This is a genomic window from Poseidonocella sedimentorum, assembly GCF_900116005.1.
Taxonomy (GTDB): domain Bacteria; phylum Pseudomonadota; class Alphaproteobacteria; order Rhodobacterales; family Rhodobacteraceae; genus Poseidonocella; species Poseidonocella sedimentorum.
On record NZ_FOYI01000002.1, the window covers coordinates 307103 to 333452 of the forward strand.

28 protein-coding genes and 1 tRNA gene are annotated in these 26350 nt (G+C 65.1%); 13 read left to right on the forward strand and 16 right to left on the reverse strand.

Annotated features, from left to right (window positions below):
• Nucleotides 1-89 precede the first annotated feature (89 nt).
• Nucleotides 90-1469: a sensor histidine kinase RegB gene (gene regB / locus BM353_RS04450; RefSeq protein WP_092077037.1), complete on the reverse strand. Its 1380-nt coding sequence runs from the start codon at nt 1467-1469 to the stop codon at nt 90-92.
• Between the two features lie 100 nt (nt 1470-1569).
• On the opposite strand from regB, the gene BM353_RS04455 reads away from it, so the two are divergent.
• The gene (locus tag BM353_RS04455; RefSeq protein ID WP_092077039.1) at nt 1570-2187 is read left to right on the forward strand and encodes an SCO family protein; all 618 of its coding nucleotides are present in this window, start codon (nt 1570-1572) and stop codon (nt 2185-2187) included.
• Nucleotides 2188-2251: 64 nt separating this feature from the next.
• Nucleotides 2252-2809 (forward strand): ActR/PrrA/RegA family redox response regulator transcription factor, encoded by a 558-nt coding sequence (locus tag BM353_RS04460; RefSeq protein WP_092077041.1) that lies wholly within the window; start codon nt 2252-2254, stop codon nt 2807-2809.
• A 74-nt stretch (nt 2810-2883) separates the two neighbouring features.
• Here the strand turns inward: BM353_RS04460 and BM353_RS04465 are convergent, their stop codons facing one another.
• On the reverse strand, nt 2884-3477 hold the full coding sequence (locus BM353_RS04465; RefSeq protein ID WP_092077043.1) for an HD domain-containing protein: 594 nt from the start codon (nt 3475-3477) through the stop codon (nt 2884-2886).
• A gap of 167 nt (nt 3478-3644) precedes the next feature.
• Between BM353_RS04465 and BM353_RS04470 the strand changes: the two genes are divergently transcribed.
• On the forward strand, nt 3645-3869 hold the full coding sequence (locus tag BM353_RS04470; RefSeq protein ID WP_092077045.1) for a hypothetical protein: 225 nt from the start codon (nt 3645-3647) through the stop codon (nt 3867-3869).
• 40 nt (nt 3870-3909) lie between these two features.
• On the opposite strand, the gene BM353_RS04475 is transcribed toward BM353_RS04470, so the two are convergent.
• On the reverse strand, nt 3910-4539 hold the full coding sequence (locus tag BM353_RS04475) for a VPLPA-CTERM sorting domain-containing protein (RefSeq protein WP_092077047.1): 630 nt from the start codon (nt 4537-4539) through the stop codon (nt 3910-3912).
• A 104-nt stretch (nt 4540-4643) separates the two neighbouring features.
• A complete protein-coding gene (gene mnmC2, locus BM353_RS04480) occupies nt 4644-5333 on the reverse strand; it encodes a tRNA (5-methylaminomethyl-2-thiouridine)(34)-methyltransferase MnmC2 (protein WP_092077049.1) in 690 nt (229 codons plus the stop codon).
• A gap of 62 nt (nt 5334-5395) precedes the next feature.
• On the opposite strand from mnmC2, the gene BM353_RS04485 reads away from it, so the two are divergent.
• Complete coding sequence (locus BM353_RS04485; RefSeq protein ID WP_245759564.1) at nt 5396-6442, forward strand: NAD(P)/FAD-dependent oxidoreductase; 1047 nt, start codon at nt 5396-5398, stop codon at nt 6440-6442.
• 77 nt (nt 6443-6519) lie between these two features.
• On the opposite strand, the gene BM353_RS04490 is transcribed toward BM353_RS04485, so the two are convergent.
• Both BM353_RS04490 and BM353_RS04495 read right to left on the reverse strand, forming a co-directional pair.
• Nucleotides 6520-7188, reverse strand: a complete 669-nt coding sequence (locus BM353_RS04490; protein ID WP_092077051.1) for a YiaD family glycine zipper/OmpA-like lipoprotein — start codon at nt 7186-7188, stop codon at nt 6520-6522.
• Nucleotides 7189-7304: 116 nt separating this feature from the next.
• Nucleotides 7305-8171, reverse strand: coding sequence for a methylated-DNA--[protein]-cysteine S-methyltransferase (locus BM353_RS04495; RefSeq protein ID WP_092077053.1), 867 nt, complete (start codon nt 8169-8171; stop codon nt 7305-7307).
• Between the two features lie 136 nt (nt 8172-8307).
• Here BM353_RS04495 and nth point away from each other — a divergent pair, with 136 nt between their 5' ends.
• Both nth and BM353_RS04505 read left to right on the forward strand, forming a co-directional pair.
• Complete coding sequence (nth, locus tag BM353_RS04500; protein WP_092077055.1) at nt 8308-8952, forward strand: endonuclease III; 645 nt, start codon at nt 8308-8310, stop codon at nt 8950-8952.
• Entirely contained in the window at nt 8949-9941 is a 993-nt protein-coding gene (locus BM353_RS04505; protein ID WP_092077057.1) for an adenosine kinase, read from the forward strand. The genes nth and BM353_RS04505 overlap by 4 nt, the downstream gene beginning before the upstream one ends.
• 15 nt (nt 9942-9956) lie before the next feature.
• On the opposite strand, the gene BM353_RS04510 is transcribed toward BM353_RS04505, so the two are convergent.
• Nucleotides 9957-10775, reverse strand: coding sequence for a sulfotransferase family protein (locus tag BM353_RS04510; RefSeq protein WP_092077059.1), 819 nt, complete (start codon nt 10773-10775; stop codon nt 9957-9959).
• Nucleotides 10776-10934: 159 nt separating this feature from the next.
• On the opposite strand from BM353_RS04510, the gene BM353_RS04515 reads away from it, so the two are divergent.
• Together BM353_RS04515 and BM353_RS04520 are read left to right on the forward strand one after the other, a co-directional pair.
• The gene (locus BM353_RS04515; RefSeq protein ID WP_092077061.1) at nt 10935-12512 is read left to right on the forward strand and encodes a DUF5928 domain-containing protein; all 1578 of its coding nucleotides are present in this window, start codon (nt 10935-10937) and stop codon (nt 12510-12512) included.
• A 9-nt stretch (nt 12513-12521) separates the two neighbouring features.
• Nucleotides 12522-12893 carry a histidine triad nucleotide-binding protein gene (locus tag BM353_RS04520; protein WP_092077063.1) on the forward strand — a complete coding sequence of 124 codons (372 nt, stop codon included), beginning with the start codon at nt 12522-12524 and terminating at the stop codon, nt 12891-12893.
• Between the two features lie 82 nt (nt 12894-12975).
• Here the strand turns inward: BM353_RS04520 and BM353_RS04525 are convergent, their stop codons facing one another.
• On the reverse strand, nt 12976-13788 hold the full coding sequence (locus BM353_RS04525; RefSeq protein ID WP_092077065.1) for an LOG family protein: 813 nt from the start codon (nt 13786-13788) through the stop codon (nt 12976-12978).
• 71 nt (nt 13789-13859) lie between these two features.
• Complete coding sequence (gene hemE / locus BM353_RS04530; RefSeq protein WP_092077067.1) at nt 13860-14891, reverse strand: uroporphyrinogen decarboxylase; 1032 nt, start codon at nt 14889-14891, stop codon at nt 13860-13862.
• A 117-nt stretch (nt 14892-15008) separates the two neighbouring features.
• On the opposite strand from hemE, the gene hemC reads away from it, so the two are divergent.
• From hemC to BM353_RS04545, 3 genes are all read left to right on the forward strand, one after another.
• On the forward strand, nt 15009-15956 hold the full coding sequence (hemC, locus tag BM353_RS04535; protein ID WP_092077069.1) for a hydroxymethylbilane synthase: 948 nt from the start codon (nt 15009-15011) through the stop codon (nt 15954-15956).
• A gap of 65 nt (nt 15957-16021) precedes the next feature.
• Nucleotides 16022-16098 (forward strand) — tRNA-Met (locus BM353_RS04540).
• 274 nt (nt 16099-16372) lie between these two features.
• Nucleotides 16373-16579 carry a helix-turn-helix transcriptional regulator gene (locus BM353_RS04545; RefSeq protein ID WP_092077071.1) on the forward strand — a complete coding sequence of 69 codons (207 nt, stop codon included), beginning with the start codon at nt 16373-16375 and terminating at the stop codon, nt 16577-16579.
• Between the two features lie 9 nt (nt 16580-16588).
• Here the strand turns inward: BM353_RS04545 and BM353_RS04550 are convergent, their stop codons facing one another.
• The 3 genes from BM353_RS04550 to BM353_RS04560 all read right to left on the reverse strand — a co-directional run bounded on the left by BM353_RS04550 (nt 16589) and on the right by BM353_RS04560 (nt 17920).
• Entirely contained in the window at nt 16589-16954 is a 366-nt protein-coding gene (locus tag BM353_RS04550; RefSeq protein WP_143104096.1) for a hypothetical protein, read from the reverse strand.
• Nucleotides 16955-17061: 107 nt separating this feature from the next.
• Nucleotides 17062-17412, reverse strand: coding sequence for a hypothetical protein (locus tag BM353_RS04555; protein WP_092077075.1), 351 nt, complete (start codon nt 17410-17412; stop codon nt 17062-17064).
• Nucleotides 17413-17515: 103 nt separating this feature from the next.
• A complete protein-coding gene (locus BM353_RS04560; RefSeq protein ID WP_092077077.1) occupies nt 17516-17920 on the reverse strand; it encodes a hypothetical protein in 405 nt (134 codons plus the stop codon).
• A gap of 521 nt (nt 17921-18441) precedes the next feature.
• Here BM353_RS04560 and BM353_RS04565 point away from each other — a divergent pair.
• Complete coding sequence (locus tag BM353_RS04565; protein ID WP_143104097.1) at nt 18442-20085, forward strand: coiled-coil domain-containing protein; 1644 nt, start codon at nt 18442-18444, stop codon at nt 20083-20085.
• A 49-nt stretch (nt 20086-20134) separates the two neighbouring features.
• On the opposite strand, the gene BM353_RS04570 is transcribed toward BM353_RS04565, so the two are convergent.
• From BM353_RS04570 to BM353_RS04575, 3 genes are all read right to left on the reverse strand, one after another.
• Complete coding sequence (locus BM353_RS04570) at nt 20135-20824, reverse strand: DNA-binding protein (RefSeq protein ID WP_092077081.1); 690 nt, start codon at nt 20822-20824, stop codon at nt 20135-20137.
• 262 nt (nt 20825-21086) lie between these two features.
• Entirely contained in the window at nt 21087-21308 is a 222-nt protein-coding gene (locus tag BM353_RS16565; RefSeq protein WP_143104098.1) for a hypothetical protein, read from the reverse strand.
• A gap of 265 nt (nt 21309-21573) precedes the next feature.
• The gene (locus tag BM353_RS04575) at nt 21574-23169 is read right to left on the reverse strand and encodes a hypothetical protein (protein ID WP_092077083.1); all 1596 of its coding nucleotides are present in this window, start codon (nt 23167-23169) and stop codon (nt 21574-21576) included.
• 185 nt (nt 23170-23354) lie between these two features.
• Between BM353_RS04575 and BM353_RS04580 the strand changes: the two genes are divergently transcribed.
• Nucleotides 23355-23648 (forward strand): hypothetical protein, encoded by a 294-nt coding sequence (locus tag BM353_RS04580; RefSeq protein ID WP_092077085.1) that lies wholly within the window; start codon nt 23355-23357, stop codon nt 23646-23648.
• Nucleotides 23649-23953: 305 nt separating this feature from the next.
• On the opposite strand, the gene BM353_RS04585 is transcribed toward BM353_RS04580, so the two are convergent.
• Nucleotides 23954-26320, reverse strand: coding sequence for a hypothetical protein (locus tag BM353_RS04585; RefSeq protein ID WP_092077087.1), 2367 nt, complete (start codon nt 26318-26320; stop codon nt 23954-23956).
• Nucleotides 26321-26350: the final 30 nt, after the last annotated feature.

Genomic DNA, 26350 nt, shown 5'->3' on the forward strand with positions numbered 1-26350 from the left:
CAATCATTGTTAACGGAGTGTTAACGCTTGGGGCGACCGCGACCCAGAGCTTAAAGAAAGATGAATGTTGTGAAGGGTATGCCACGGTTTCAATGGTAAACTCGGGCCATTGGCGCCGCGCTGCGGCCCGCGTGCGGCTCGTCGGTGAGCAATGCGCGCGCCCATGTTGCCACGACAATCGCGCCGGGAAAGTCCGATGACGCCCCCGCGCCGTTAACGAAATTGATCTCCGCGCCGGTGCGTTCGAGCAGCGTCTTGGCGATGAAGAGGCCGAGCCCCATGCCGGCGTATTCGGGGCGCGCGTCGCGATCCTTCTCGACGAGACGGCGGCGGACGAAGGGCTCTCCGATCCGGCCGAGGACGCTGGGCGGAAATCCCGGCCCGTCGTCTTCGATGCGGACGCCGATCTCGCTCCCGGTCCAATGCGCTTCGAGCCGCACCGTCTCGCGGGAGAAGTCCACGGCGTTCTGGATGAGATTGCGCAGCCCGTGGATGAGCTCCGGCCGGCGGAGGATCTCGGGCTGCTTGCCCGCATCCGCCCCGGGGCGCTCGACAAACTCGATCCGCGCGCCGCGATCGAGATGGGGCTCCGCCGCCTCGCGCAGAACGGCCATCAGTGGCGCCTGCTTCAGATGCTCCTCCACATCGCCATCCCGGCCCATGGAGCGCAGGATATCGCGGCACCGCTCCGCCTGGCTGCGAATGAGCAGGGCGTCTTCCTGCAACTCGGGCTGGCCGGCGAGCTCTTCGACGAGCTCGGAGCTGGTGAGCTTGATCGTCGCGAGCGGCGTGCCGAGCTCATGGGCGGTGGCGGCAATCACACGGCCCAGATCGTTGAGTTTCTGCTCACGGGCAAGCGCGAGGTTGGTGGCTTCGAGCGCGTCCTGCATCGATTGTAGCTCGCCCGTGATCCGGCGCGCATTGAGAGCCATGAACACGATCCCGATCACCAGGGCGACCCAATGGCCGAAGACGAAGGGCACCGGCATTTTCAGCACGCTGCCGCCGGTGGTGTGGAGCAGGAGGTAGTAGCGTGAGAGCAGCGTCACCATGGCGATGGCGACGGCCCCGAGAAACAGCGTCGAGCGGTTGGAAAGCGCGGCGGCGGAGATGGTGACGGGGCCGAGGATCAGCAGCGCAAACGGGTTGTGCAGCCCGCCCGTGAGGTAGAGCAGAACGCCCAGAAGCAGCAGATCGAGCAGGAAAATGAACGTGGTCCAGTGCTCGGGGAGGCGCCGGCCGCCCGGAAAAACCACCATCGCCACCAGGTTGGTGATGGTCGCGATCCCCACCGCAAGGAAGCACAGGCCCATCTCCAGATCGAGATCATAGAGCGCGCGGGCAAAAAGGATCGCCGAAAGCTGGCCGAAAATCGCCAGCCAGCGCAGCAGGACGATGGTCCGGAGGCGGACCCAGCCGGCCCGTTGTTCGCGCTGGTCATGCGCAAGATACGTGGGTGTCTCGGCCATGCTGTGCGCGTTTGTCCTGTTGTACTCTGGTCTGGAGAGGCTATGTCCGACGCAGCGGCGGTTCAATTCATTTCCGCCGGTTGAATAGGGAGTGACACGGATGAGAACCCTGATCGCCGGCGCGGCCGCAGCCGCCCTTGCCGCCCTGATTGGCGGTTTCTGGTTTGCCACGCGCTCTGGCCCGGAGACAGCGTTCGACGCGTGTCGCGGCGGGTCTGTCGCCGGAGGCGATGCCATTGGCGGGCCGATCACCCTCGTGAGCGAAACCGGTGAAACGGTGACCGATCAGGACATCTTCACCGCGCCGACACTCGTCTATTTCGGCTATACCTATTGCCCCGATGTCTGCCCCTATGATGCCGCGCGCAACGCCGAGGCGGTCGATCTTCTGGCCGAGATGGGCCACGAGGTGAAATCGGTCTTCATCACCATCGACCCCGAGCGCGATACGCCGGAGGTTTTGCAAGAGTTCACCGACTACATGCACGAGGACATGATCGGCCTCACGGGTTCGCCCGCGCAGATCGACGCTGCGGCCAAGGCCTACAAGACCTACTACGAGAAGCAGGATAGCGAAGACGAATTCTATCTCGTGGATCATATGACATTCACCTACCTCATGATGCCCGGGGGCGCCTTCGCCGATTTCTTTCGGCGCGACGTGACGGCGGACGACATGGCGACGCGGGCGGCGTGTTTCATCGAGGCGGCCTCCTGATTTGACGTGATGCGCCCCGCGGCTTACATCATGCGGAGTGACCGGGACGGGAGGATCCTTTGCTGTGAACGCGAACGAAGACAGCCCGGAGCTCGGTGAGGACCGCTCGCTGCTATTGGTGGACGACGACGAGCCGTTTCTGAAGCGCCTTGCCAAGGCGATGGAGAAGCGCGGTTTCGAAGTCGAGACCGCCGGGTCCGTTGCGGCGGGACGCGCGGTGGCCACGGCCCGAAAGCCGGCCTATGCGGTGGTTGATCTCAAACTCGGGGATGGCAATGGGCTCGATGTGGTCGAGGTGTTGCGCGAAAAGCGGCCCGACAGCCGGGTCGTCGTCCTGACCGGGTACGGCGCGATTGCGACGGCTGTGGCGGCGGTCAAGATCGGCGCGACGGATTACCTTGCCAAGCCCGCGGATGCGACGGATATCGAGCGCGCCTTGCTGACCGCGGAGGGGGATTTGCCGCCCCCGCCGGAGAATCCGATGAGCGCCGATCGGGTTCGGTGGGAGCATATCCAGCGGGTCTATGAGCTTTGTGATCGGAACGTGTCCGAGACGGCGCGGCGGCTGAACATGCATCGGCGGACCTTGCAGCGGATCCTCGCGAAACGCAGCCCGCGATAGGGGGCGCTGCCCCCGCCCGTGCCTGCGGCACGGACTCCCCCGGAGTATTTTGGAAGAGAAGAAGCGGAGCGCGCCTAGAGCGCGGCGAGTAAGTCGCGATGTCTGACGAGGAAGGCTTCGCGGACGGTTTTTGGCGGGCGAAGATCGATCTTCAGGGATTTCGTGAGCTCGGGATCCGGGGCGCCAAAGAAACGATTGGCGTCTTGCTTCGAGAAACCCGCGATTTGCGTGGCCTCCAGCCAGGCGCTGATCTTGTCGGCCTGTTTGATCTGGGACTTGACGGTTTTCGGCAGCTCGCCGGGCAGGCCGAAGCGGATATGGACCGCCGCGGCGAGGCGTTCGTCCAGCGCACCGTAGCTCGCGCCGACCGCGGCTTTCACCGGGGAAATCATGTCGCCGATCACGTATTCGGGTGCGTCGTGGAGCAGGGCGGCGAGGCGCCATTTCGGCGGGGCGGAGGGTTTGCGCAGGGAGAAGATGCGTTCAACCAGCAGAGAATGCTCGGCCACGGAATAGGGAAAATCGCCTTCGGTCTGGCCATTCCAGCGCGCGACGAAGGCAAGGCCGTGCGCGATGTCTTCGATTTCGATGTCGACCGGCGTTGGGTCCAGAAGATCGAGCCTTCGGCCGGAGAGCATTCGTTGCCAGGCGCGGGGTATGGTGGGCATGTCGCGTCCTTCGGCGGGGGCCGCCTTAAAAAAGTCATGAACTTGTGCGGAAGTACTGCGTTAGTGCGTGAAGGAAAACCGATATGACTGAACGCAAGACAAAATTTTCAACGCTTCTGGCCGCGGCCCTTGTCATCGCGACGGGAGCATCTGCCGAGCCTGTGTGCATGAGCAGCGGAGAGTTGGAAGCCGGATTGGTGGATTGGTACGGCGAGCGCCCGGTCGAGCCGGCAAGTGGCGCGCGGCAGCTCTGGGCATCGGAGGTGAGCGGGAGCTGGAGCCTCGTGGAGTACAGAGGGGACGGCCGGGCCTGTGTCCTTCGGACGGGTGATGGATGGGCGCCCGCGGAGGAGCCCGGCGATCAGTTGCTGGCGCAGTGGTCCGGCAGCTGATCGATCGTTCGGGATGCGGGTGAGCGCTCCTGGGCGGTGATCAGTCGCGCAGTACCCTTGAGCGACGGCGGTGCAGCCAGATCGCGCCCAATCCAGCGGCGAGAAGCGGTGCGGACGCCGGGAGCGGGACCGGTGTGATCGGCTCATCGGCCTCGAACGTTACGCTCAGGGCGTAGGGGACGAAATCGCGGCTGTTGTCCACGCCGGTCGGCGTAAAGGCGGAGACGAGGAGAAAGTCGAAATCGCCCGAGATCGACGATCCGCTTGTCACGACATTGGTTACATCGCCCGAAAAGGAGATGAAGGACGAGGCGAGGTCTGTGCCGAGATTGAGATCGATATAGTCAATCAGATCAGAGATGCTCGCGAGCGCGGCGATTTCGAAAATCGTATCGCTGACGTCTTGGACAGTCGTGATGATCTGCTCATCGTAGGCGGTGCGACGCTCTTCAGCGTAAGTGGCCGTGATGGTCAGGACGGTTGCGGGTTCGAGCCAGGTAAGCGCGCTCGGGTCGATCCACGCGGTGAAGGCCCCGGACACATCCCAGGACGCTTCGGAGGGGGATTCGAGGTAATCGTAGGACCCTGAGGCCGTAAAATTGCCGATTGTCGCGGCATTCGCCGCCATGCCAGACACCGCACACACGATGGCCGCGGCCATGATCTTCATTTTTGAAACAAAACGCATTGGTCACCAGATACAGATTTTTACCCGGACGAGCCTAAACCAGTCACGCCCACCACGCAAGCTTTGAGCGGGGTCTTGGCGTCCGGCTAGGGGGCTCTGCGTGCGACGGTCATATGCCGCTTGCGGCCGAATCCGGGGGTGCGCTCGACCGCGAAGCCCGCTGTGCTCAAGGCGCGACGGACCGCGCCCGCTGCGGTGTAGGTGGCCGCCGTGCCGCCGGGCACGGTATGGGCGAAGACCTGATGCAGAAGGCCCTCCTCCCAGAGCTCGGGATTCCGGGCCGGGGCGAAGCCGTCGAGGAACCATGCGTCGGCCGAACCCCTCCAGGCGGGGAGCGTCTCGCGCGCGTCGCCTTCGATGAGCGTGAAGCTCAGATCGGGTGTCTCCAGGTGGCGTAGCCCTTGTGCGTTCGGCGCTTCGGGCCAGAGGGGGGCGAGGTCTTCGGTCAGCGGCGCGAGGGCAGGGAAGGCGCGTTGGGCGCGGATCATGTCGGCCTTGGCCAAGGGAAAGGCTTCGAAGCTGGTGAAGTGGAGGCGCCCCGGGATGCCGGCGGCGCGCCACGCGTGCAGCGCGACGAGCAGGTTGAGGCCGGTGCCGAAGCCCAGTTCGGCGATGTGAAACCCGCTTGCGAACCGCGACGGGAGGGCGTTGCCGGCGAGGAAAACGTGACGCGTTTCTTCGAGCCCGTCGTCGAGCGAGAAATACGGATCGTCAAACCGGGTCGAGATGGGGACAGCCCCCTCCCGCCATTCCAGTTCCGGCCGCTGGTCCGCCATGTCCCGATCCTTTATGGGCTGTGTCATCGGCGGGAGAATGTCCGCGAGCGGGCGGCTTGGCAATGGGGCGGGACATGGTGGATGTGACGGTGCGCGGCGCGGGGATTGCGGGGCTGACGGTTGCGTGGTCCTGCGCGCGGCGTGGGGCTCGGGTGCGGGTGATCGATCCGCATGGCGTCGGGGCGGGGGCGAGCGGCGGCGTGGTCGGCGCGCTGGCGCCGCATGTGCCGGAGATGTGGAACGTCAAGAAAGCCTTTCAGTTCGAGAGCCTGATACTGGCCGAGGGCTACTGGCGCGAGGTGGAAGCGGCGGGCGGGCTGCGGACGGGATATGGGCGCACCGGGCGGCTTCAGCCGATCGCCGATGCGGCGGCGCTTGCGCTCGCCCGGCAGCGGGAGGGCACGGCGCGGGAGCATTGGAAGGACGCGGCGGTCTGGCGGGTGGTCCCGGCGCGGGAGGCGGGCCCCTGGGCGCCGCCGAGCCCGACCGGCTGGCTCATTCACGATACGCTCAGCGCGCGGATCCACCCGCGCCAGACCTGCGCCGCGCTTGCGGCCGCGCTTCGGGCCCATGGGGCGGAGATTGTTGAAACCGGGCCGGATGACGGGGCGGTCATTTATGCGACCGGCTGGCGCGGGCTGCTGTCCGAGACCAATCCGGAGGGGCGCGCGCTTGGCGCGGGCGTGAAGGGGCAGGCGGCATTGCTGCGCCTTGAGGCGATAGATGCGCCGCAGCTTTTTGCCGATGGGCTGCATATTGTCCCGCATCATGACGGGACCGTCGCCATCGGCTCCACCAGCGAGCGGGAATTCGCGGACCCGGTCGAGACCGATGCGCAGCTTGATGAGATCCTCCGCAAGGCGCAAACCCTCGTCCCGACTCTGGCGGAGGCTCCGGTGATCGAACAATGGGCCGGGGTGCGGCCGCGGGCCAAAACGCGCGCGCCGATGCTGGGGCCGGTGCCCGGCAGGGCCGGCGCGTATATCGCCAATGGGGGTTTCAAGATCGGCTTGGGCATGGCGCCGAAATGCGCCGAGGTTCTGGCGGATCTTGTCCTCGACGGGCGTGATGCGATCCCGGAGGGCTTTCGGCCGGAGGCGTCTTTCTGACGCGGAATACTCTGGGCCAAACGTAAAACACCCCCGGCGCGGGCCGGGGGTGCTGAGCGGTGGCAGGTCTTTCGGGATCAGACGGTGGGAATGATCACGATTTCCACGCGGCGGTTCTTGGCGCGGCCCTCGGGTGTGAGGTTGGTGGTGACGGGTTGAGCCTCGCCCCGGCCCGCGGTGATGATGCGGGAGGAGGAGACGCCCGACCCGATCAGGACCTTGGCAACCGAATCCGCCCGGCGCAGCGAGAGCGCTTCGTTGTAGGCGGCCTCGCCGGTGCTGTCGGTGTGGCCGGTCACGCGGACGGCGGAGTTCGGGTAATTCTGAAGGTTGGCGGCGAGCGCGCGAAGATCCGATTGCAGGCCGGAGCGGACAACCGCGCTGTCCACGTCGAAGAGGATATCCTGCGGCAGGGTCACGATGAGGCTCTCGCCGGTGTTTTCGATCAACACCTGATCGTTGTTCATGCTCTGGCGCAGGGCGGCTTCCTGCTGGTCGAGCTGGCGGCCGATGAGTGCGCCGGCACCACTGCCGACCGCGGCCCCGATGACGGCCCCGCGACGCCGTTCCTCCGGATCATCCCCGCGCAGAATGCCAACGGCGGCGCCGAGGCCCGCGCCGATGAGCGCGCCGGATTTGGTTTTGGCGTTGGGGTCTGTTCCGCCGCCATACTGGTTGGGGTCGGTACAGGCGGTCAGGGCCAGCAGGCCCGCGCTTGTCAGAAGAAGCGGCAGTTTGGTCATCATGGGTGCTCTACCTCGTGAGTTGTCTGTCCCCGCGAACAGGGCTGTCCACGTATACACCCCTCTCAACGCGTATGTCCGCGATTGGTTCCCGCGGTCGGCGACAAATCGCCAGTGGCTCAGGCCTCCCACCGCGCGGACTCCCAGGCGAGCAGCGCGCGTTTGACCGGCATGCCCCAGTGATATCCGCCCATGGCGCCCGATTTGCGCAAGGCGCGGTGGCACGGGATGAGCCAGCTAATCGGGTTGCGGCCCACGGCGGTGCCCACGGCGCGCACCGCGCTGGGGTGGCCGATGGCGGCGGCGATGTCGGAATAGGTCGTCACGTGGCCGTCGGGGACGTTGAGCAGCGCCTCCCAGACCTTGATCTGAAACGGCCCGCCGATGAGGTGCATCCGCGCCTCGCCGCTCTGGGTCAACGCGGCGTCCACCCAAGGGGCGAGGGCCCGCGCGTCGGGGGCGAACTCCGCCTTCGGCCAGCGCTGGCGCAGATCCGCCTCGGTGGCCTCGCGCCCGATCTGGGCCGCCAGCCCGAGGCCGCAAATCCCGCGATCGGTCCCCATGGCGAGCAGATCGCCAAAGGGGCTTTCGAACCAACCGGTGCGAATGCGCAGCCCCGCCCCGCCGCGTGCATAGTCGCCCGGGCTCATCGCCTCCCACCGCAGGAAGAGGTCGTGTAGCCGCCCGACACCGGAGAGCCCGGTGAGATGGGCAGTCTCCAGCGTGGAATGGCGCGATTGCAGGAGTTTGCGGGCGTGATCGAGGGTGAGGTACTGCTGGTAGCGCTTGGGCGAGACCCCGGCCCAACGGGAGAAAACCCGCTGAAAATGCGCAGGGCTCAGGCCGATGTCTGCGGCGATCTCCTCTAGGGTGAGCGGGCCCGGCGCCGCGTCAATGATCTCGATCGCCCGTCCGATGACCTGGTAGTGATACCTGTCTGTCAGCTCGGCCTGCCCGAGGCTTTGCCCGGTGGTCTGGTCGTTCATTCGCACAGCTCCCGCATCTCCGTGCCCGAGCTTAGGCCGGACCGGCGCCGCGTTCGATCCGTTTCTTGCGCCAAATCTCATCCGCCGGGGGCCAAGACGCGCTTGCTCCGCGCCCGGCAATTGGGCAAGAGGAAGCATGGCCGCGCAGCTCGACTATCATACCATGCGTGAGATTTTCACGCGCTTTCGGGCGGCTGAGGCCGAGCCCGTGGGCGAGCTCGATCACGTCAACGCCTACACCCTCGTGGTTGCGGTCGCGCTCTCGGCGCAGGCCACGGATGCGGGCGTCAACCGCGCCACGCGCGCGCTCTTTCCCATCGCCGACACGCCGCAGAAGATGCTCGATCTCGGCGAGGAGCGGCTGATCGAGCATATCAAGACCATCGGGCTCTATCGCAACAAGGCCCGCAACGTGATGAAGCTCTCGCGCATTCTCGTGGAGGAGTACGGCGGAGAGGTCCCCAATTCGCGGGCCGCGCTTGAATCGCTGCCCGGCGTGGGCCGCAAGACCGCCAATGTCGTGCTCAACATGTGGTGGCGCTATCCCGCGCAAGCGGTCGACACCCATATCTTCCGCGTCGGCAACCGCACCGGCATCGCGCCGGGCAAGGATGTGGTCGCCGTCGAGCGTGCGATCGAGGACAACGTCCCGGTCGATTTCCAACTCCATGCGCATCATTGGCTGATCCTGCATGGGCGATATCATTGCAAGGCCCGTAAACCTTTGTGCCCTACATGCATCATCCGGGATCTCTGCCAGTTCGAGGAAAAGACACTATGAAAAAGTACCAGGTCATCGGGATCGGCAATGCGGTCGTGGATGTGATTTCGCAATGCGACGAGAACTTTCTCGACATGATGGACATCCAGAAGGGCGTCATGCAGCTCATCGAGCGCGAGCGGGCCGAGCTGCTATATGCGTCGATGCAGCGCCGCGAACAGGCCGCTGGCGGGTCAGTCGCCAACACGCTCGCCGGGCTGGGCAACCTCGGGCTGCGCACCGCCTTCATCGGCCGGGTGCATGACGATGCGCTGGGCCGGTTCTATGCCAAGGCGATGGAAGAGGACGGGACGGATTTCGTCAATCCGCCGGTCGCGGGCGAGCAGCTTCCCACCTCGCGCTCGATGATCTTCGTCTCGCCCGATGGCGAGCGCTCGATGAACACCTATCTGGGGATCTCTGCCGAGCTCGGCCTTGGCGATGTGGATGACGCGGTGCTCTCGGATGCCGAGCTGATCTTCCTTGAAGGCTACCTGTTCGACAAGCCGGGCGGCAAGGAGGCCTTCATCCACTCTGCCCGGACTTGCCGCGCCGCGGGCGGGCGCGCCGGGATTTCCATCTCCGACCCTTTCTGTGTCGAACGGCACCGCGAGGATTTCCTGTCGCTGATCGAAAACGAGCTCGATTTTGTCATCGGCAACGAGGATGAGATCAAATCGCTCTACCAGCACAGTTCGCTGGACGAGGCGCTGCCGGCCGTTGCGGCAATCTGCGATCTGGTGGTCTGCACCCGCAGCGGCGACGGGGTCAGCGTGATTTCCGGCGGCGAGCGCACGGACGTTCCCGTCCACAAGATCACCCCGGTGGACACCACCGGCGCGGGCGATCAGTTCGCCGCCGGTTTCCTCTACGGGCTCACCACCGGACGCGACATTCGCACCAGCACCGAGATGGGCTGCGCCGCGGCGACCGAGGTCATCCAGCACATCGGCCCCCGCCCCAAGACGGCGCTCGGCGTGGTCTTCCGCCGCCGCGGGCTCATCGACTGAGGGGGCCCGGCGGGGTCAGTCGCCGAGCTTGGCGTGAACCTCGTCGAGGTCGATCTCGCCGGTGGGCAGCCGGTTGCCAGGATCCCAGGGATCGTATTTGAAAAGCTCGAAATCGCGCTTGTAGATCTCGTAGACCAGATGCCGGGACAGGTCGTCGAAATAGTCTTCGACCGGGTGCGCGCGCGTCGGCCCGTGGCCCGCGCTTTCATTGAACCGGGGCATCGCGCCAAGGTCGACCGGGTGGGGCGTTTCGATCCGATCGAGCACCGATTTCATCCCCTCATCGAAGCGCTCGGTCCAGAAGATATCGTCGTAGCGCCCGCCGTTGACGATGAAGGTCGAGATGTGGCCGGACATGCTTGACCAGTGGATGTCCGGGTCCATCGGCTTGCGCCAGCGGATCGTGTCGCGGGCAAAGAGCAGGAAACGCCGGAAGCTCCGGATCTGGTCGAACGGCTCTTGCCCGTCCGCGCCGCCGACCTCGATGCCATAGGTCTGCATCACCATCGGCACGAGGTTGCCGCGATAGCGGTTGCCGTTGCGCTGGATGCCGCAGATCTTGTCGAAGAAGGATGACAGGATGCGCGCATAGGGGTTGCGCACGGCGGTGAAGGCAAAGGCGCCATGGCTCGTCACGTTGCGCTCAATGATCGGCTGGCTTTCGGGCTGGGCCCATTTGTGCAGGCCCTCGCGCGCGTCGTGAATATCGCCGTCATAGAACCGGCCGTGGTCGGAATAGTAGAGAATCTGCCCGATGGTCGAGCACGCGCATTTGGGCACCACGCGGTACACGACGCTTTCACTGGGCGTCATCCAGGTTCCAGGAAAACCCATACCTTACCGACTCTCCGCTCCACCGCGCCGGGCGTATCCCCGCGCAGTGCTGCGCTTTTTGGCAAAAAACGCGGACCGGAGGCAAGGGTTCATTCACTCTTGGGGAAAACAAAGCTACCAGAAAGGGGGGCGCGGTGCCCCTGAACCGCTGAGGACGCGATGGCGCGGATTGCCTATATACTGCTGTGTCACAAGGAACCGGAGCATGTGATCGATCAGGCGCGCCGATTGGTGGCGGCCGGGGATTTCGTCTCGATCCACTATGACGCGCGCGCGCCCAAGGCCGAGTTCGCGGCGCTGAAGGCGGCTCTGGCGGAGGAGCCGAACGTCTGTTTCGCGCGGCGCCGGGTCAAATGCGGCTGGGGCGAGTGGACGCTGGTGCGGGCGACGCTTTCGGCGCTGGAGGCAGCCGTGGGCGCCTTCCCCCGGGCCACGCATTTCTACATGCTCTCGGGCGATTGCATGCCAATCAAATCCGCCGCCTACGCCCATGAGTTCCTCGACGAACGCGAGCGCGATTTCATCGAAAGCGTGGATTTCCACACCAGCGGCTGGATCAAGACAGGCATCAAGGAAGAACGACTCGTCTATCGCCACTTCTTCAACGAACGTGCGCAAAAGCGGCTGTTCTACGCGAGCCTCGGCCTGCAGGAACGGTTCGGGCTCAAGCGCGCGATCCCCGACGGGCTGCGGATCATGATCGGCTCGCAGTGGTGGTGCCTGCGGCGGCGCACGGTGGAACGGCTGCTTGAGTTCCTGCGCCAGCGGCGGGACATCATCCGGTTTTTCTCCACCACATGGATCCCGGACGAGACCTTCTTCCAGACCCTGGTGCGCCATCTGGTGCCCGAAGAGGAGATCGAGCCGAGCACGCTGACGTTCCTGATGTTCTCGGATTATGGCATGCCGATTCAGTTCTACAACGATCACTACGACCTGCTGCTGGCGCAGGACGCGCTCTTTGCCCGCAAGATCAGCCCCGAAGCGGAGGACCTGCGCGCCCGCCTCGGCGCGCTCTACGCCGATCCGCGCACCCGGTTCGACATCTCGGGCGAGGGCAAACGGCTGCACGGCTTCCTGACCAGCCGGGGCCGGATCGGGCGGCGGTTCGCGAGCCGGTTCTGGGAGAAGGAATCGACGCTCGGGCGTGAGCGGGAGTTGATGATCGTGGTGTGCAAGAAATGGCACGTGGCCAAACGGCTGCTGGAGCGGGTGCGGCAGGTCACGAACATGCCGACGGTGAATTACCTCTTCAACGAAGAGAGCACGCCGCTGCCCGACATGGGCGGGATCGAGCGCCAGATGGACAAGCGCACGCGCCATTGCCGGGCGCTGATGCGGATGCTGTTCGATCATTTCGAGACTGACCGGCTGGCGATCTGCATCGATCCGGGGAGCCTCGATCTGCTGCATGACTTCTTCTCGGACCGCGCGCGCACGCGCCTGCTGGAGATCGAGTGCAGCTTCAGCGACGCCTATCTCGCGGGCCATGCGCGGCGGATCGGGCTGGCGGGCGCGACAACGCCGGAGGCGGCGCTGGCCCGGCTCCTGCCCTCGCTGCGGCAGGACATCCTCTATGAGACCGACCGCATCCGCGACGCGGAGTTCCCCGACCACAGCATCATGCGCCAGACGCAGACCGTCGCCGAAAACGCCGCCGCCCTGGCCGAGTTCCTTGCGGTTTCGCCGCAAACCGCGCATGAAATTGCCGCGACCGATTACCTGTTTGCCGATTGAGGACGCCCGATGGCCTATGTCTATGACGATCAGAATGTTTTCGCCAAGATCCTGCGGGGGGAGATCCCTTGCAACAAAGTGCTGGAGACCGAGCATTCGCTCGCGTTTGCCGACATCACGCCGCAGGCGCCGGTGCACCTGCTGGTGATCCCCAAGGGGCCTTATGTCTGCTACGCGCATTTCGCCGAAGAGGCGAGCGACGAGGAGATTGTGGATTTCACCCGGACGGTTGGCGAGGTGTGCCGCGATGCGGGTGTGGTAGAGCCGGGGTATCGGTTGATCTCGAACGCCCGGCAGCACGGGCATCAGGAAGTGCCGCATTTGCACGTGCACGTTCTGGGCGGCCGGGCGCTCGGGCCGATGCTTCATCCGGCCGGATGAAGCGCTGGTCTTGAGCGGACGCGCCTGCGGCGCGACGACATGAGCCCACGCTGCGCCTTGCGGCGCCGCGCGGGCGGTTGGCTCAGACCTCCCAGGTTTCGATGATGGCGACCGCTTCCTCGGCGGTTTCGACGTATTTGAAGAGCGCGAGGTCCGCGTCGGCGATCGTTCCGGCCTCGGCGAGGGCCTTGAAGTTGATGACGCCTTCCCAGAATTCGTGACCGAAGAGCAGGACGGGGACGGGTTTCATCCGCCGCGTCTGGATCAGCGTGAGGGCCTCGAAGAGCTCGTCAAGCGTGCCGAAACCGCCGGGGAAGATGCAGAGCGCCTCGGCGCGCATCAGGAAATGCATCTTGCGGATGCCGAAATAGTGGAAGTTGAAGCAGAGCTCCGGCGAAACGTAGGGGTTTGGCGTCTGTTCGTGGGGGAGCACCACGTTCAGCCCGATGCTGCGTCCGCCAGCGTCCATCGCGCCGCGGTTTCCCGCCTCCATGACACCCGGGCCGCCGCCGGTCACGATGACGTGGTTCTTGCCGCCCTCGCGCATGCTGTGTTCGGTCATGATCCGGGCGAAGCGGCGCGCTTGATCGTAGTAGGCGGTGAGCTCGGCGAGTTTGGGGGTTCGGGCGGTGTGTTTGAGGGCGGGCTCGGGGATCCGCGCGCCGCCGAAGAGCACGATGGTGGTCTCGATCCCAAGCTCCTGCAGGATGAGTTCGGGCTTCATCAGCTCAAGCTGCAGCCGCACCGGGCGCAATTCGGGGCGGCCCATGAACTCGGCGTCGTCGAAGGCGAGGCGATAGGCCGGGGCGCGGGTCTGGGGCGTATCGGGGATGTCTCGGGCGATGTCCCGGTCCTTGTCGGCATCGGGAAATGGCGAGGATTTCTGGGTGGTCATCGACAAACTCCGGAACGCGTCAAGACCGCCAGTGTAGCGGCCGTGGCGGTGCGGTCAAACCGGGGATGCGTTCAGCCGCGGATGGCGGCCAGCATCCGGTCCACGTTGGCGGGATCGGCGTCCGGGGTGATCCCGTGGCCGAGGTTGAAGATGTGGGGGCCGTCGCGCAGTGCCTCGACGATGCGGCGCGTTTCGGTCTCCAGCTCCGGGCCGCCGCTGACGAGCAACTTCGGGTCAAGATTGCCCTGCACGCAGCTGTCCGGCTGCACCGCGCGCGCGGCCCAGTTCAGATCGACATCGGTGTCGAGTGCGACGCAATCCGCGCCGGTCGCCTTGGCAAACCCCTCGTAGCGGGAGGCGGCGCCGCGGGGGAAGGCGATGATCGGCACGCCGGGGTGGCGGGCCTTGAGCGCCGTGATGATTTCGCGGATCGGGCCGAGCGAGTAACGCATGAAGGTCTCGCCGCCGAGCGATCCGGCCCAGCTGTCGAAGAGTTTGAGCACCTCGGCGCCTGCTTCGACCTGTGCCGAGAGGTATTCGATCGTGGCCTCGGTGAGCCGCGCGATCAGCCCGTCGAAGACTTCCGGCGCCTCGCGCATCAAGGCGTGAGCCGGGCCCTGATCCGGTGTGCCGCGCCCGGCGATCATATAGGTCGCGACCGTCCAGGGCGCGCCGGCAAAGCCGATGAGCGTGACCTGCTGCGGCAACTCACGGCGCAGGATGCGGACGGTTTCGTAGATCGGCGCGAGCGTCTCGTGGACCTCCTCGGCGGGTTTGAGCGCGGCGAGTTCGGCGGTGGTGGTGAGGGTCGAAAGCCGGGGCCCTTCGCCGGTCACGAACCACAGATCCGCGCCAAGCGCCTGCGGCACCAGAAGGATATCGGCGAAGAGGATCGAGGCATCGAACCCGTAACGGCGGATCGGCTGGAGCGTCACCTCGGCGGCGAGCTCGGGATTGTAACACAGGCTGAGGAAATCCCCGGCTTCGGCCCGCGTCGCGCGGTATTCCGGCAGGTAGCGCCCGGCCTGACGCATCATCCAGACCGGCGGGACATCGAGCGCTTCGCCAGCCAGGGCGCGCATGAGTTTCTTGGGTTGAGCCATCGTGGCACCTCGCTCTGCCGTGTTGTCCGGGTGGTCCCCCGCGCCGCGCGGAAAGTCAACCGCCCAAGGCGCCGGCCTGCCTTGTCAAAACGGTGGCCCCGGTGCACAACCCAACCCATGGCTGACCAACCTTGTTCCCCCGACGCCCCGCTCAAGATCGGCACGCGCGGCTCCCCGCTCGCCCTCGCTCAGGCGCATGAAACCGCCGCTCGGCTTGGGGCCGCCTTCGATCTGCCCCAGGACACCTTCGAAATCGTCGTGATCAAGACCACCGGAGACCGGGTGATCGACCGGCCGCTGAAGGAGATCGGCGGCAAGGGGCTTTTCACCAAGGAAATCGAGGAGGCGCTGCTCGCTGGCCAGATCGACATCGCCGTGCATTCCATGAAGGACATGCCGACCGAGCAGCCGATGGGCCTGTTGCTTGATACCTTCCTGCCGCGCGAGGACGTGCGCGATGCGTTCATCTCGGACCGGTACCGACGTCTTAGCGAGATGCCACAGGGGCTTCGGGTGGGGACATCGAGCCTGAGGCGCCGGGCGCAATTGCTCGCAGCGCGGCCCGATCTGGACGTGGTGGAGTTTCGGGGCAACGTCCAGACCCGGCTCGCCAAGCTGCGCGACGGGGTGGCGGCGGGGACCTTCCTCGCCATGGCCGGGCTCAACCGGCTCGGCCTTGCCGATATCCCCGCCACCGCGCTGGAGCCCGAAGATATGCTGCCCGCAATCGCGCAGGGCGCCATAGGGATCGAACGGCGGGCCGAGGATGCGCGGGCCGAAGAGATGCTCGCCGCGATCCACGACCGGGACACGGGCATTCGCCTGACCGCCGAACGCGCGCTGCTGGCCGGGCTCGACGGATCCTGCGAAACCCCGATCGCCGGGCTCGCGACGCTCGACGGCGAGACCTTGCACCTGCGCGGCGAGGTCCTGCGGACCGACGGCAGCAAACGCATCACCGACGCCGCCTCCGGCCCTATCGAAGACGCCGCCCATATCGGCCACGCCATGGCGCTGCGGCTGCTGTCAGAAGCGGGCCCGGGTTTCTTCGACGAGACGCTTTGAGGGGCAAAACCCCGCGTTTTTCCCTCTTGACGGAGGCGTTCCCCTCCCTTAGTCACGCGCGGCGTGGCGGAGTAGCTCAGTTGGTTAGAGCAGCGGAATCATAATCCGCGTGTCGGGGGTTCAAGTCCCTCCTCCGCTACCAATTTTTCCCAATATTCTCGGCGACTTCCTCCTATATGGGGGTGATCTCCGCATGACGGAAACCCTTCTGGGGTGGCGCCGGGGTGGCGAGATCGTGAACCTACTTTCCAGCGTCCGATTCCACGAGCGGAACAATCCGATGGGAGTGTGGTCGCGGCAAGACCTCTCCGCTTCCCACATGCCCCAAAGTTTTTTTGGCGGGACGCGTCCCGATTTCCTTTGGGCCTTCACAAGACGGTCCAATCTCCCCTCCGCATAGAGACAAGGAGATCATCATGCATACGACTTCCCCCGCCGCCGATTCCCTGATTGGAATCGCCACACTCGCGGAGATCCTCCAGCGGTCGCGCGCCAGCATCTACCGGGACATCAAGAACAAGACGCTCCCGAAGCCTTTGAAGCTGGGCAACTCCTCCCGCTGGAGGCTGTCTGAGGTCATGGCGTTTATTGACCGCCTCTCCGAGGATCGTGGCGAGGACTGACCGGCCCGATCAGGTCGCGGCGAGGCGCGCGCAGAGATCCGCCACCCGCGCCCCGGACCAGCGAACCGCGCCGTAGACATCGAAAGGCGCACAACCTGACATGGCCAGCGCGTCGATCTCCCGGAACGACAGCATGTTCAGGGAGAGCGCGACCTCCGCGAGTTCGGTCATCACGGCCGACCGGGCGGGTAAAGGGGCAGCACAAAGGCCGACGAGTTCGGCCACCGCGTCGGCCGCCTCCTCATCCCCCAAGGCAGTGAACAGGTCGTAGAGAGTCATGCCCTCGCGACGGATAAATTCGGCCACATGGAGGACGGCGTCCTCGCGCCGTTCCTGAGCCGTGGTAGCGAGGGCGGTGTTGGTAAGCATATTCATGCTGGTCTCCCGGACGACAGTCCGTGGCAGGGGCCACGAAAGATCATCTGTCGTCGTCAAGGCCGTCAGCGCGAGCGCAAGCCAGCGCTGAGGCAGGCAGGCTACAGTCATAGCCGGGCACTCAGATCGCCGAGCCGAGCACCGTAGAACCGCACGGCTGCATCGAGATCGGCGGGGGCACTGCCGTTGGTCCAAGCCCGGTCGAGCACTCCGGCTCCGATTTCGGCCAAATTCCACAGCACAAGATCGAGGTCTGAACGCATGGCAGGCAGGTCTCGAATATCACAGGTCACGCGCTCCATCAGGCGGACCACGGCTTGGCCGGCCACGTAACATTCGCAGGCGACAAGAAGCTCGTGCAATGCTGCGGCTTCGATAGAAAGGAAGCCGGCCAAGTGTCGGTATCGATCCGTCACATGCGGATCGAGGAAGGATATTTGCGAGGTGTCGTCAGACATGAGGGTCCTCCACAACAGCCTGCGGGCAATGGCCGCGCATCCAATGCTGTCGGTCAAGCGCCGCCGGCCAGGAGGAGACCGGCGACGTGGGGGCGGCGCGGAATTACGCCGCCGCCGAGATGCGCGCTGCCGACGGATGATCCAGGTCCGTCATTTCGATGGCATCGCGCAAACCGTCGGTGAGAAGACAGATCTCCTCGACGACCGTCGACGCGGGATCAAGGAGAGCGAAACGTGCACTTTCCTCACTGTCCAGGTCGTCCACATTCTCCAGCGCGAGGATATTCACCAGCTCGTGCAGGTGGTGCATGTCACGCCGAGTGAGAGGGGCGGCCCGTGCGAGGGCGTCTGTTACTTCGACGGCGAGGTGTTCGCCCCGTCGTCCGGCGAGGAGTTCCGCCGCGTGGATGAGCGCCTCTCGATGTTCCCCGGCAAAAACGCGCAGTGGTGCGGTCTCACCGAAGAGGGTGGGCAATTCGATGTCGCAGGAACATTGTTCGTCGAACATAGCGATCTCCGTGTTCGAGGAGCCGGCAGATTGGCCGGGGTCAAGATTGTCCTGCTCTTAGCATCCCCTCCTGGCGCGCCTGTCTGGCCGGCTGTCCGATCCGGCTCTCGCCAAGGAGCCGGGTCGCGGCAGGCGGCCCTGAGCGCGCCCGCCACATTATCTTGTCGTGGGACTGCTGTTCGTCTGCGGGGGTCCAGGGGGGACGTCATCCCCCTGGCCGGGGCTGGGGAGGCCCGAGCAGTGAGGGGTCCGGGGGGAGAGTGCGGAACGACTTCCCCCGGCCGCCGGAGGCGCCGGAGTGCAGGGGTGGCGAACGCCCTGCCGTTGTCCGCGCAGGACCGCCTCCCCGGCGTGAGGGGCCCTCGGAGAGCCGGCGCGTAGTGAGCTCCGAAGGGGCGGCTCGCACTACGCATAGTCGGACACTATGCCTTGTGCGCCCGCCTTCGGGGCGCGTCGCAGACATTTCCGGAGGTGCGCCCTTCTTACCTATTTCCCCGTCGCCTCGAACAAAGGAGATGGCGATGAAAGGTTATCAATTCGCGCGTATGGAGTCGTATTCGGTGCAGGGCGCGCCCGGGAAGAAATCCAATGAACCCAAGTTCCGGAAGAGCGGCGAGCGAGCCTGGACAGCGCAAGAGGTGCTGGACGAAGCTGAACGGAAACCTTGGGCCTCGTTCCATGTCAATCCGGGCGGGCTGCCGCCGCAGATCCTGCCCGGGACCGTCAGCTCATTCGCCGCGGCGCGAGCGGCACATGAAAAAGCGTCGACGGTCAAGGAGGTCTACGTCCGCAAGGGCAAGAAGGCGAAGCGAAAGCTGCGTTCTGACGCCCGCACGCTCTATTCCTCGGTGGTGTCACTTCCCACGCTCACGGTGGATGCTCTGGCCGATCCCGAACTTCGAGAGGAATGCGTCGCTCTGCTCGCGGCGGCAATGGAGCATGAGAGGAAGACCGTCGAGAAGGCCGGTGGGGTTCTCCTGATGGGCGTCATTCACTGGGACGAGGATCATGTCCATGCGCACTACCTTGCAATCGAGCCCCAGCTTGGTCGGGTCGATGCGCTTCACCCCGGCAGAGCTGCCAAGATCGCGTTCAACGAGGCGCACGCGGTAGAGAAGGTGAAGGACCCCAAGGCCGTGGGCCAAGGTGCGAACCGCGCCTACCGCGCAGCGATGAGCAAATGGCAGGACGATTTCTACGAAGGGGTCTTTGATGGCGCCGGTCTGCTCCGGTTCGGGCCCAAACGATGCCGCATGACGCGTGCCGAGTATCAGAAGGCCCTGGCGGTGAAAGACCGTCAGGCAAGGGATGAGAAGCGGAGGGCAGAAAGCGCGGAGACGTTCAATGAGCAGGTCACGGCTATCGAAGGCGAGAAGATCGACCTCCTCCTCCGCGAAACCGAGGCAGCCAGACTGGCGGCGCAGGGCCAAGCGGAAATCATCCGTGCCGAAGAGCTTGCTTCCTCGGCCGCGGATAGGGTCGAGGCGCTGGTATGCGGGATGAGTGCCATCGAGGCGCGCCAAATCGACTACCGGCCTGCAACCGAGAAACGTCGGGAGGGGCTCGAGTTCGGACCTAAAGCGCCCGACGCGGAAGAAGACCGGCGCTCGCTCAAGAAGCGGATCATGCCGGCGTTCGATCTCTTGGTCGGCTTCGCCCGCCGGGTCTTTGGTGTCCGCCAGCGCGAGGAGGCCCAGGAAGCGACGGCGGCAGAGCTGCGCCGCCGCGCGGCTGTCGTGGAAGCCACGATGTCGCAGTCGCGACAGGTTGTCCCGGAGAGCTTGGCGGCTCTGGCAGCTGGAGAAACGGCCCCCTTGGACGAGGAAAGCTTTCCCGGGGCCTGGGCGATACCGTCCGAGGCAGACACCGCTGCGCTTCGGAAACGACTGGAAGTCACGACGAATCTGGAGCTCAGAGCTGCATATCAAGCAACGCGCGATGCCATGCTCCTGACCGAAGAAGACGCTGCGCTTCGCGCGGGATACGTGAGAGGTGTGAAGGTGATCGAGGTGAATGCTGCGGAACGCGGGTTTGACCTCGAGACCGGTCGACAGGACGTGGAGAACGCCACGGACCCGAAAGTGGCCGCCCTTCACACCGATCAATTTCTTGAGCCGATCAAAGTCCTTCGGGTGTCTCCGGAGCGCGTCCGCACAAGGACCTGAGCGCCGAAAAGAAGAAGAGCCGAGGCGAGCGCGCCTCGGCTCTGCCTACTCATGCTGCCTCGTCGTCGAGATCACCGTCGTCCTCATTGACTCGCCCGAGGTCTTCGTGCATCGCATCACCGCCATCTTCCGCGAGAGGCAGGCCCTCCTCGCCCGCAGGATCGTCGAAGAGCGGCATCTGGCAAGCATCTTCGAGGTTGGTCTCCGCGTTCTTGTCTGCCTTAGCCGCCGCACGTGCGGCTTCCTGCCGACCGAGGAGCCGACCCTCCAGTCCCGCGATGACCATCCGAAGATTTGCAACCTGGTCCTCGAGCTCCGCCGTGGCTGCTTCGGCCCCCTGGGCCCGAGCCGTCATCGCCGCCAATTCGTCCTCGACGGTGCCGACATCGGTCTCCCATTCGTCCAAATTCTTGCGGAGTTCTGCCACCTCCTCCGCATGTGCACGTCGGCTCACCGCGGCCGCTTCGTCGGCGGCGCGAAACGCGGCCTCCCAGAGCGCGGTCGTAAGTTCCGCGACCTCTTCGGGCATGTCCGGAACCGCGCTCTCCGCCTTGGCGCGCGCCTCCCGCTCAGCTTTGATCGCCTTGACGATCGGAGTGAGATCGCGGAACGAACAAGGCCCGATCTGTTCGCGAACATTCGCGTTCGTGATGGGTTTGCCGAGCTTGTCAAGCTCACTCACTGCCGCCCGGGCCTTCTTCTCGAGTGCGGTGTTGGTCTTTTGGGTCTTGGTCGCCACCTTCGGCTCCTACCTTTGGTAATGGTAAGCGCCGGTAATACCGTTACCTGCGCTACCACCCCGGCGGGGTGGCAGGAAGTAAATGGGTTTAAGTGCGAGTGGCGAAAAACAATTTGGCAGCGCCCGATTGAATTTTTCGGACCCCGGCGCGGTCGAGCCGTCGGCTGGCATCGCGGAGGGCGACCACCCTGCCGGTGATGTCCGGCAGGCCCATGAGCCGAATGATCGCGCGGCGCTCAGGTGACATAGCGGCCCTCGTCCGTCATTTCGGCCATGGCGAGGCCGACCCCCTCTCGAGCGGCGGTGCGACGGTGGTGGCGCGGACGCGCAGGAAGGTGCGGGCGACTATTTCGGCGTCGGCCTCACCGAGGTCCTTCAGCGCGTAGCGGGCGGCGGCGATGTGGTCGGGCAGCGATTTCGGCCAAGGGGGCCTTGGCGGCGGCGATTTCCAGTTTGCCGGTCCGGGCCTCGGCAGCGCGGCCATCCGGCTTCTGGTGGTCGGGACGGAGCCAGAGGACATGGCTCCGGACCTCTTCATCAGCACGTGCGTGGTAGAGGGCGGCCAGACACATCAGCATGGTGTCCTCGAAGGCACGGCTTCCCCGCCGTCCGTGACCCAGCTGGGTGTGGGGCGCGCTCTCGGGCGACAGAAGGCTCAGCTGCTCTGCTTCGGCCTTGGGGCCGGTTTCAGGCGCTCGATGCCGAGGACGTCGCAGAGCTCGCCCGCGAAGCTCTGGAAATTGGACATCTCACTCCCGCCGGACGCGCTCCAGCGGGTAATAAACTCGCCGATACTCAAACTCGATCTCCCCCTGCTGGTGTGCAGGTTGCACCCAAGGGTTGGTTTCGACAACGATTTCCTTCAACCGACCGCCATCGGGTGCGGCGCTCCTTTCCGTCCGCGTTGCCTGCGTCGGCCGTGTGGGGCGGCTGGGGCTTGTGGTGGGGGTGGGGGCACTGGCGGCGGGGCTTCGCCCCTCCGCCGGCGCCTTCGGCAAGGCAGAGCCCCCTTGTAGCGGGCACGGACCAGTCTCAATGTCCGCGCTTGTCGCAGGCTTGGCCGGTTCGACGATCTGGCCGGCTTTCCGGCGACGATAGAAGGTGCTTCTCGACATTCCGAGCTCGACCCAAGGCTGCCGAGCCTCGCGGCTATTCTCCTCCAGCCACGCCTCGCGCGGCATCGCACCGGCGGACCGACGCCGCTGGCATTCTCGCTCTGCCTTCCTGCGGGCGCGCTCGCTCTTCGGCATCACTTGCTCGAGACCGAGCGTCCGAGCTCCTGCCGCGGTCACGCCGAGCATGTCGGCGATGGTGGCGCCGGCATAGTGATACCGCCCGTCAGAGAGGGGTGCGCCGCCTTGGAGGAGAGCGGCATGAAGGGCGGCAATCCTTGCGACGCCGGACACTTCGGACGGGGACAGGCCAGGGGTGGCCTCGGCAGCCATGGCCTGAACGCAGTCCGGTATCTCCGCGGCGCCGAATGTGTGGGAGAGGCAAGTCGCGTAGAGGTGCAGCCAGGTGTTCCGGGCGCCGACCGGCACCTGACCACCCCATGACAGACGCAGGCGATCGAGATCCCGCAAGACCGCCGAGAAACGCGCGCGCACGGGGAGCCCTCCGGACTGCTTTCGCGCGGTGCGCTGCTTCCGGCACACCTGCCGATGTTTCAGCTCCTCCCGGGTCGGGCGGCCTGCGGCGATGTAAATCTCGTCGGCCAGCCGATCGAAGTCGTAGCGTTCCAGAGTGCCGTCGATGATCGACGCGATCTTCTGGCTCTTGCTGTTCAGCGAGCCGGGCAGTCGTGTGATGCGCGCGGCATCACGACAGGCAGGATCGGCCCCGAGAGAGCGGAAGTGATCGATCAGCACGTTCTGCGCTTCCTGCCAACGCGGCAGGGCCTTGGGCGGCAGGGGCTTGATTAGCCAGATTGCAGCCAGGCCACGCCCCGTGAACAGCAGCACGGTCGGCTGCGGCAGCTTCAGTGACAGGCAGTGCATCGTCACGTCGAGCGACCACGCCCCCACGGACCTGCTGGCGCCGGGTGGCAGGCGGTCAATATCGAGGTCCAGGAACAGGCCGTTCAAAGCGGCGAGATGGCTCACTTTTCGGGGGCCATGGAAGCGATGGAGGCTGATATATCCGTCGCTATCCAGAAAATTATTGGCCAACACTGGAGCGGTGGTCAGGGTGTATGTCTTGGAATGTGCCCGTCCGGTCGCATCCTTCGCCATGAGGGTCGTCTTGCCGATCGCATCTTCCGGATGCAGCAGTCGGACATAGGCTTCAGTGGTGAGTATCGGCGCTGCCGAGCCCGTCTCGAAATCGGTCTGGTCAAAGTGTTTCATCTGGAGGAACTGGTGCTGAACGCACCTGCCTCAAAACGTGAACATCCCAACTCTTCCGCGTGAACAACGGCCACCCCCTGCGTGTGGCCATGACGTCGAGGCAAGGCATTTCCGCTCCGAGTCACGTCGACCGAAATTCCGATCAGGCCGGGCATCCCGCCCGGTCTGGAACACTGGAGAACGACATGACCTCGACGAACAACAGCCGCCCCAACCCGCTGAATGAGCCCGGCCGCCCAGACGCGGAAGCGTGCCGGATCGTCCTCACCAACCAGGCGACGATCGATGACGCGGTCGCCACCCTGTCCACGAGCGAGACGATCGCCGTGGCCCTCGCCTTTGGTCGGGCGGATCTACTGCCGAGCGACTTCCGCGACTTCCGGTCGGCATGGCGCCGACTCGACAAGCGCCAGCGCACCCTGGTGGATCTTGCCGCGAAAGCTCGGTGGACGGGTCGCCATGAAGGGGTGGTTTGCTGAGAGACCACTGGTAGCCGGGTGGACCTGAACTGCTGCGCTCGCGCATGGAACGCGCGCACTCATCAGCAGGTCATCTGGCTGCCCCAAAACTGACCCGCCGCCGCGCAACGGCGAGAGCGGCTGATTCCAGGCGATAGTGACTCCGGGCGGGAAGCGGGCTTTCGCTGCTGCATTCGCGAATGACCGGTCTGGTGCGCATTCCAGCCGGGCAAACACGTTTTCTCTGCTACTTGCGATCGATTTCGTGCCACCCGGGAAAGCCGCGCCCGCAACACGTCCCTAAAAGACTTCGGCAGCGGCCCCCGTCATCCGGCGTTCGCCTCGCCCCCGCGCTTGAGCAGCGCCTTAACGGCGGGCCGAACCACTTCCCTGCGCAGCTCCGCCGCCGTCTCCGACGCATCGCCGCTGAAATCGGCGAGTTGGGTCAAAGCGGCATCGATCCGGAGCATCAGCGGTAGGCTTTCCCTCTCCAGCGCTGCCGCAGCGAATGTTGCCGCGTGCTCCGGCTCCCGGCTGAAGAAAAGGAGCATGGCGTATGTTATGGGCTCAAAGATACCTTTGTAATGGAGCGCTTCAACGCCGCCCGGCAGCGAATGCGTCTCGACCATGTCGCTGAGGTTGCCCGGCTTGATTAGCGGCCCGGGAAAGCTCCCGATCTGGAGCATCAGGACCCCGTCGAGGCGCGCTGAGCGATCACCGTCTTCCGAATCGGCCGCCATCCGCCACATGGCCAGGTAGGACAGGATCATCCACGGATCGATGTCGACGAGAGAGTTGAGGTCCTCACCGTCTACGGTATGGATGAGGTCGCCCATCCGCAGTTCCATTCGTCCATTGGGCAGTCCGGTCATCTCGAACTCATGCCCGTCGGGGGTTCGTCCCACCACGGTCCTCCCCGGAGAGAGCGCCTCACGGCGCGGTTCTCTTGCACGCAATGCCTCAATCAGATTGTAGTCGAGGGTCCCATGCGACCTTGTCGCCACGAAAATTGAATACGCTGCGATTACTGGACCGAGCGGAACGCTCGACGCGAGCCCAGCGAGGTCGTCCGCGACTTTGGCGAGGTCGCCGTCCTCGACGATGCGCCTTGCGAAAACGTGGGCCAAGTGCATGGCGAGCAAGTCCTGTAGCTTTGGGTAGAGTAGCGCCTCGCCCCCCTCGCTCCTCCCCTCGTGCAGCAAGCCCGCGTCGACCAGCTCGCGAATATCGGCGTCGGATAGCCGCTCGCGCAGCGCTGACTTCCGGACGACATAGGTGTCCAGTGAGAGCAAGCGGAGCTCTTCGGTAAGATCGTCCGAGGTCAGGTCCTCGACCAGCGTCTCGGCCACCTCGCGGTAGTTCGTCATAGGACCAGAGGCGTCACGGTAGCGCCGCTCTGAATGACCGAGAAGTTCGATAGTCGGGATGGGTGGGAGGATTTTCACCTTTTCGGGTTCCAGGGGGCGGTCCGCCAGAACCAAGCTCGCCATCGTGCGCATCACCCACGGAAGACGGTATTCCCGGGACCGTTCACCGCCGGCCATGATCGATATTCCGTGCTCCTTGAGGTGATCGCACGCGGTCGCGAACTCGTCGTCGTCAAGAGGCGTGAGGGCGAAGCGCTCGGGAGCGCGGCGCTTCAGAGCCGACGGTGATCGACCGTTGCCCGATGTCAGCAGGCGATGCGCGGCGCCAGTGTCGAGCGCCAAGACGACGCGTATCCTCTCTCCGAACAACGGCGACGTCAGTGCCTCGAGGTCCTGCCGAAAGCTGCCGCGGGCACCATCGAAGTCGTCCACCGCGACTACCAGCGGCGGTCCCCCTGTCCGAGACAGCAGTTGGACCCAGTCACGCGCCTCATGTGGCGTGATCGGCCAAGAGATCTGCGAGCTTAGTATGTCGGACAGCGTGCCGAACAGGTCGATCCCGCTGTCCGCGTCGAGCGTCAGCATGGCAAAGTCGTCGCCGGTGTTAAGGTGCCCTGCGAGCGCGCGGAGCGCCGATGACTTGCCGCTGATTGGATCGCCCTCGACGAACACCAGCCGCTTTCCGCTCTTGAGCGCCTCGACCGCATCTGCCACAGCCTTCCGCGGGAGGACAAAACCGTCCACGAACGGTAGTTCCGGAGTCGTCCAGTCACCCGTTCGCTCATCAACGAAGGACGCGCTCACTGTGCGGACGGCCTCGATCCACACCTTCGGGTCGGGCCCAAGGAGACGCGAAGTCGCGCGCTTTATGTCGTCGGTGGCAACGAGCGCAACGTTGTCGAGCAGCGCCTTCAGTGCCACTTCGTCCTGAGACGCGGGGCGCCAGTCCATTCCAGTGTGCGTCTCGACCAAACGGCTCGCCGTGCCGTCCGTCGCCAGCACCAGTGGCGGTCCGGGATGAAGAATGCGGGCGTAGGAGAGCCCCTGTTCTACGTCGTCGTCGTTAATGCCGAGCTCGGGACGCTTCAGCTCCAGGACCAGAGTGGGCACCCCGTCCACTGTCACGAGGATGTCGGCGCGCCCCGTGACATGCTCGCGCTCCTTACCGTCCACATGGATGACGGCGTGACCAAAGCGGATCGTAAAGCTGACCTGCTGTTTGATCTCCTTACCGTCGAGCCACGGCAGCGCCTTCAGAAGCGCGGCGCGCGCCCGGGCTTCGAGCTGGGCCTCGGTCTCGCCCTTCGTTGCCTTGGTTACCTTCATAACACCTCGTCCCCGACCCGTTGGCATCGG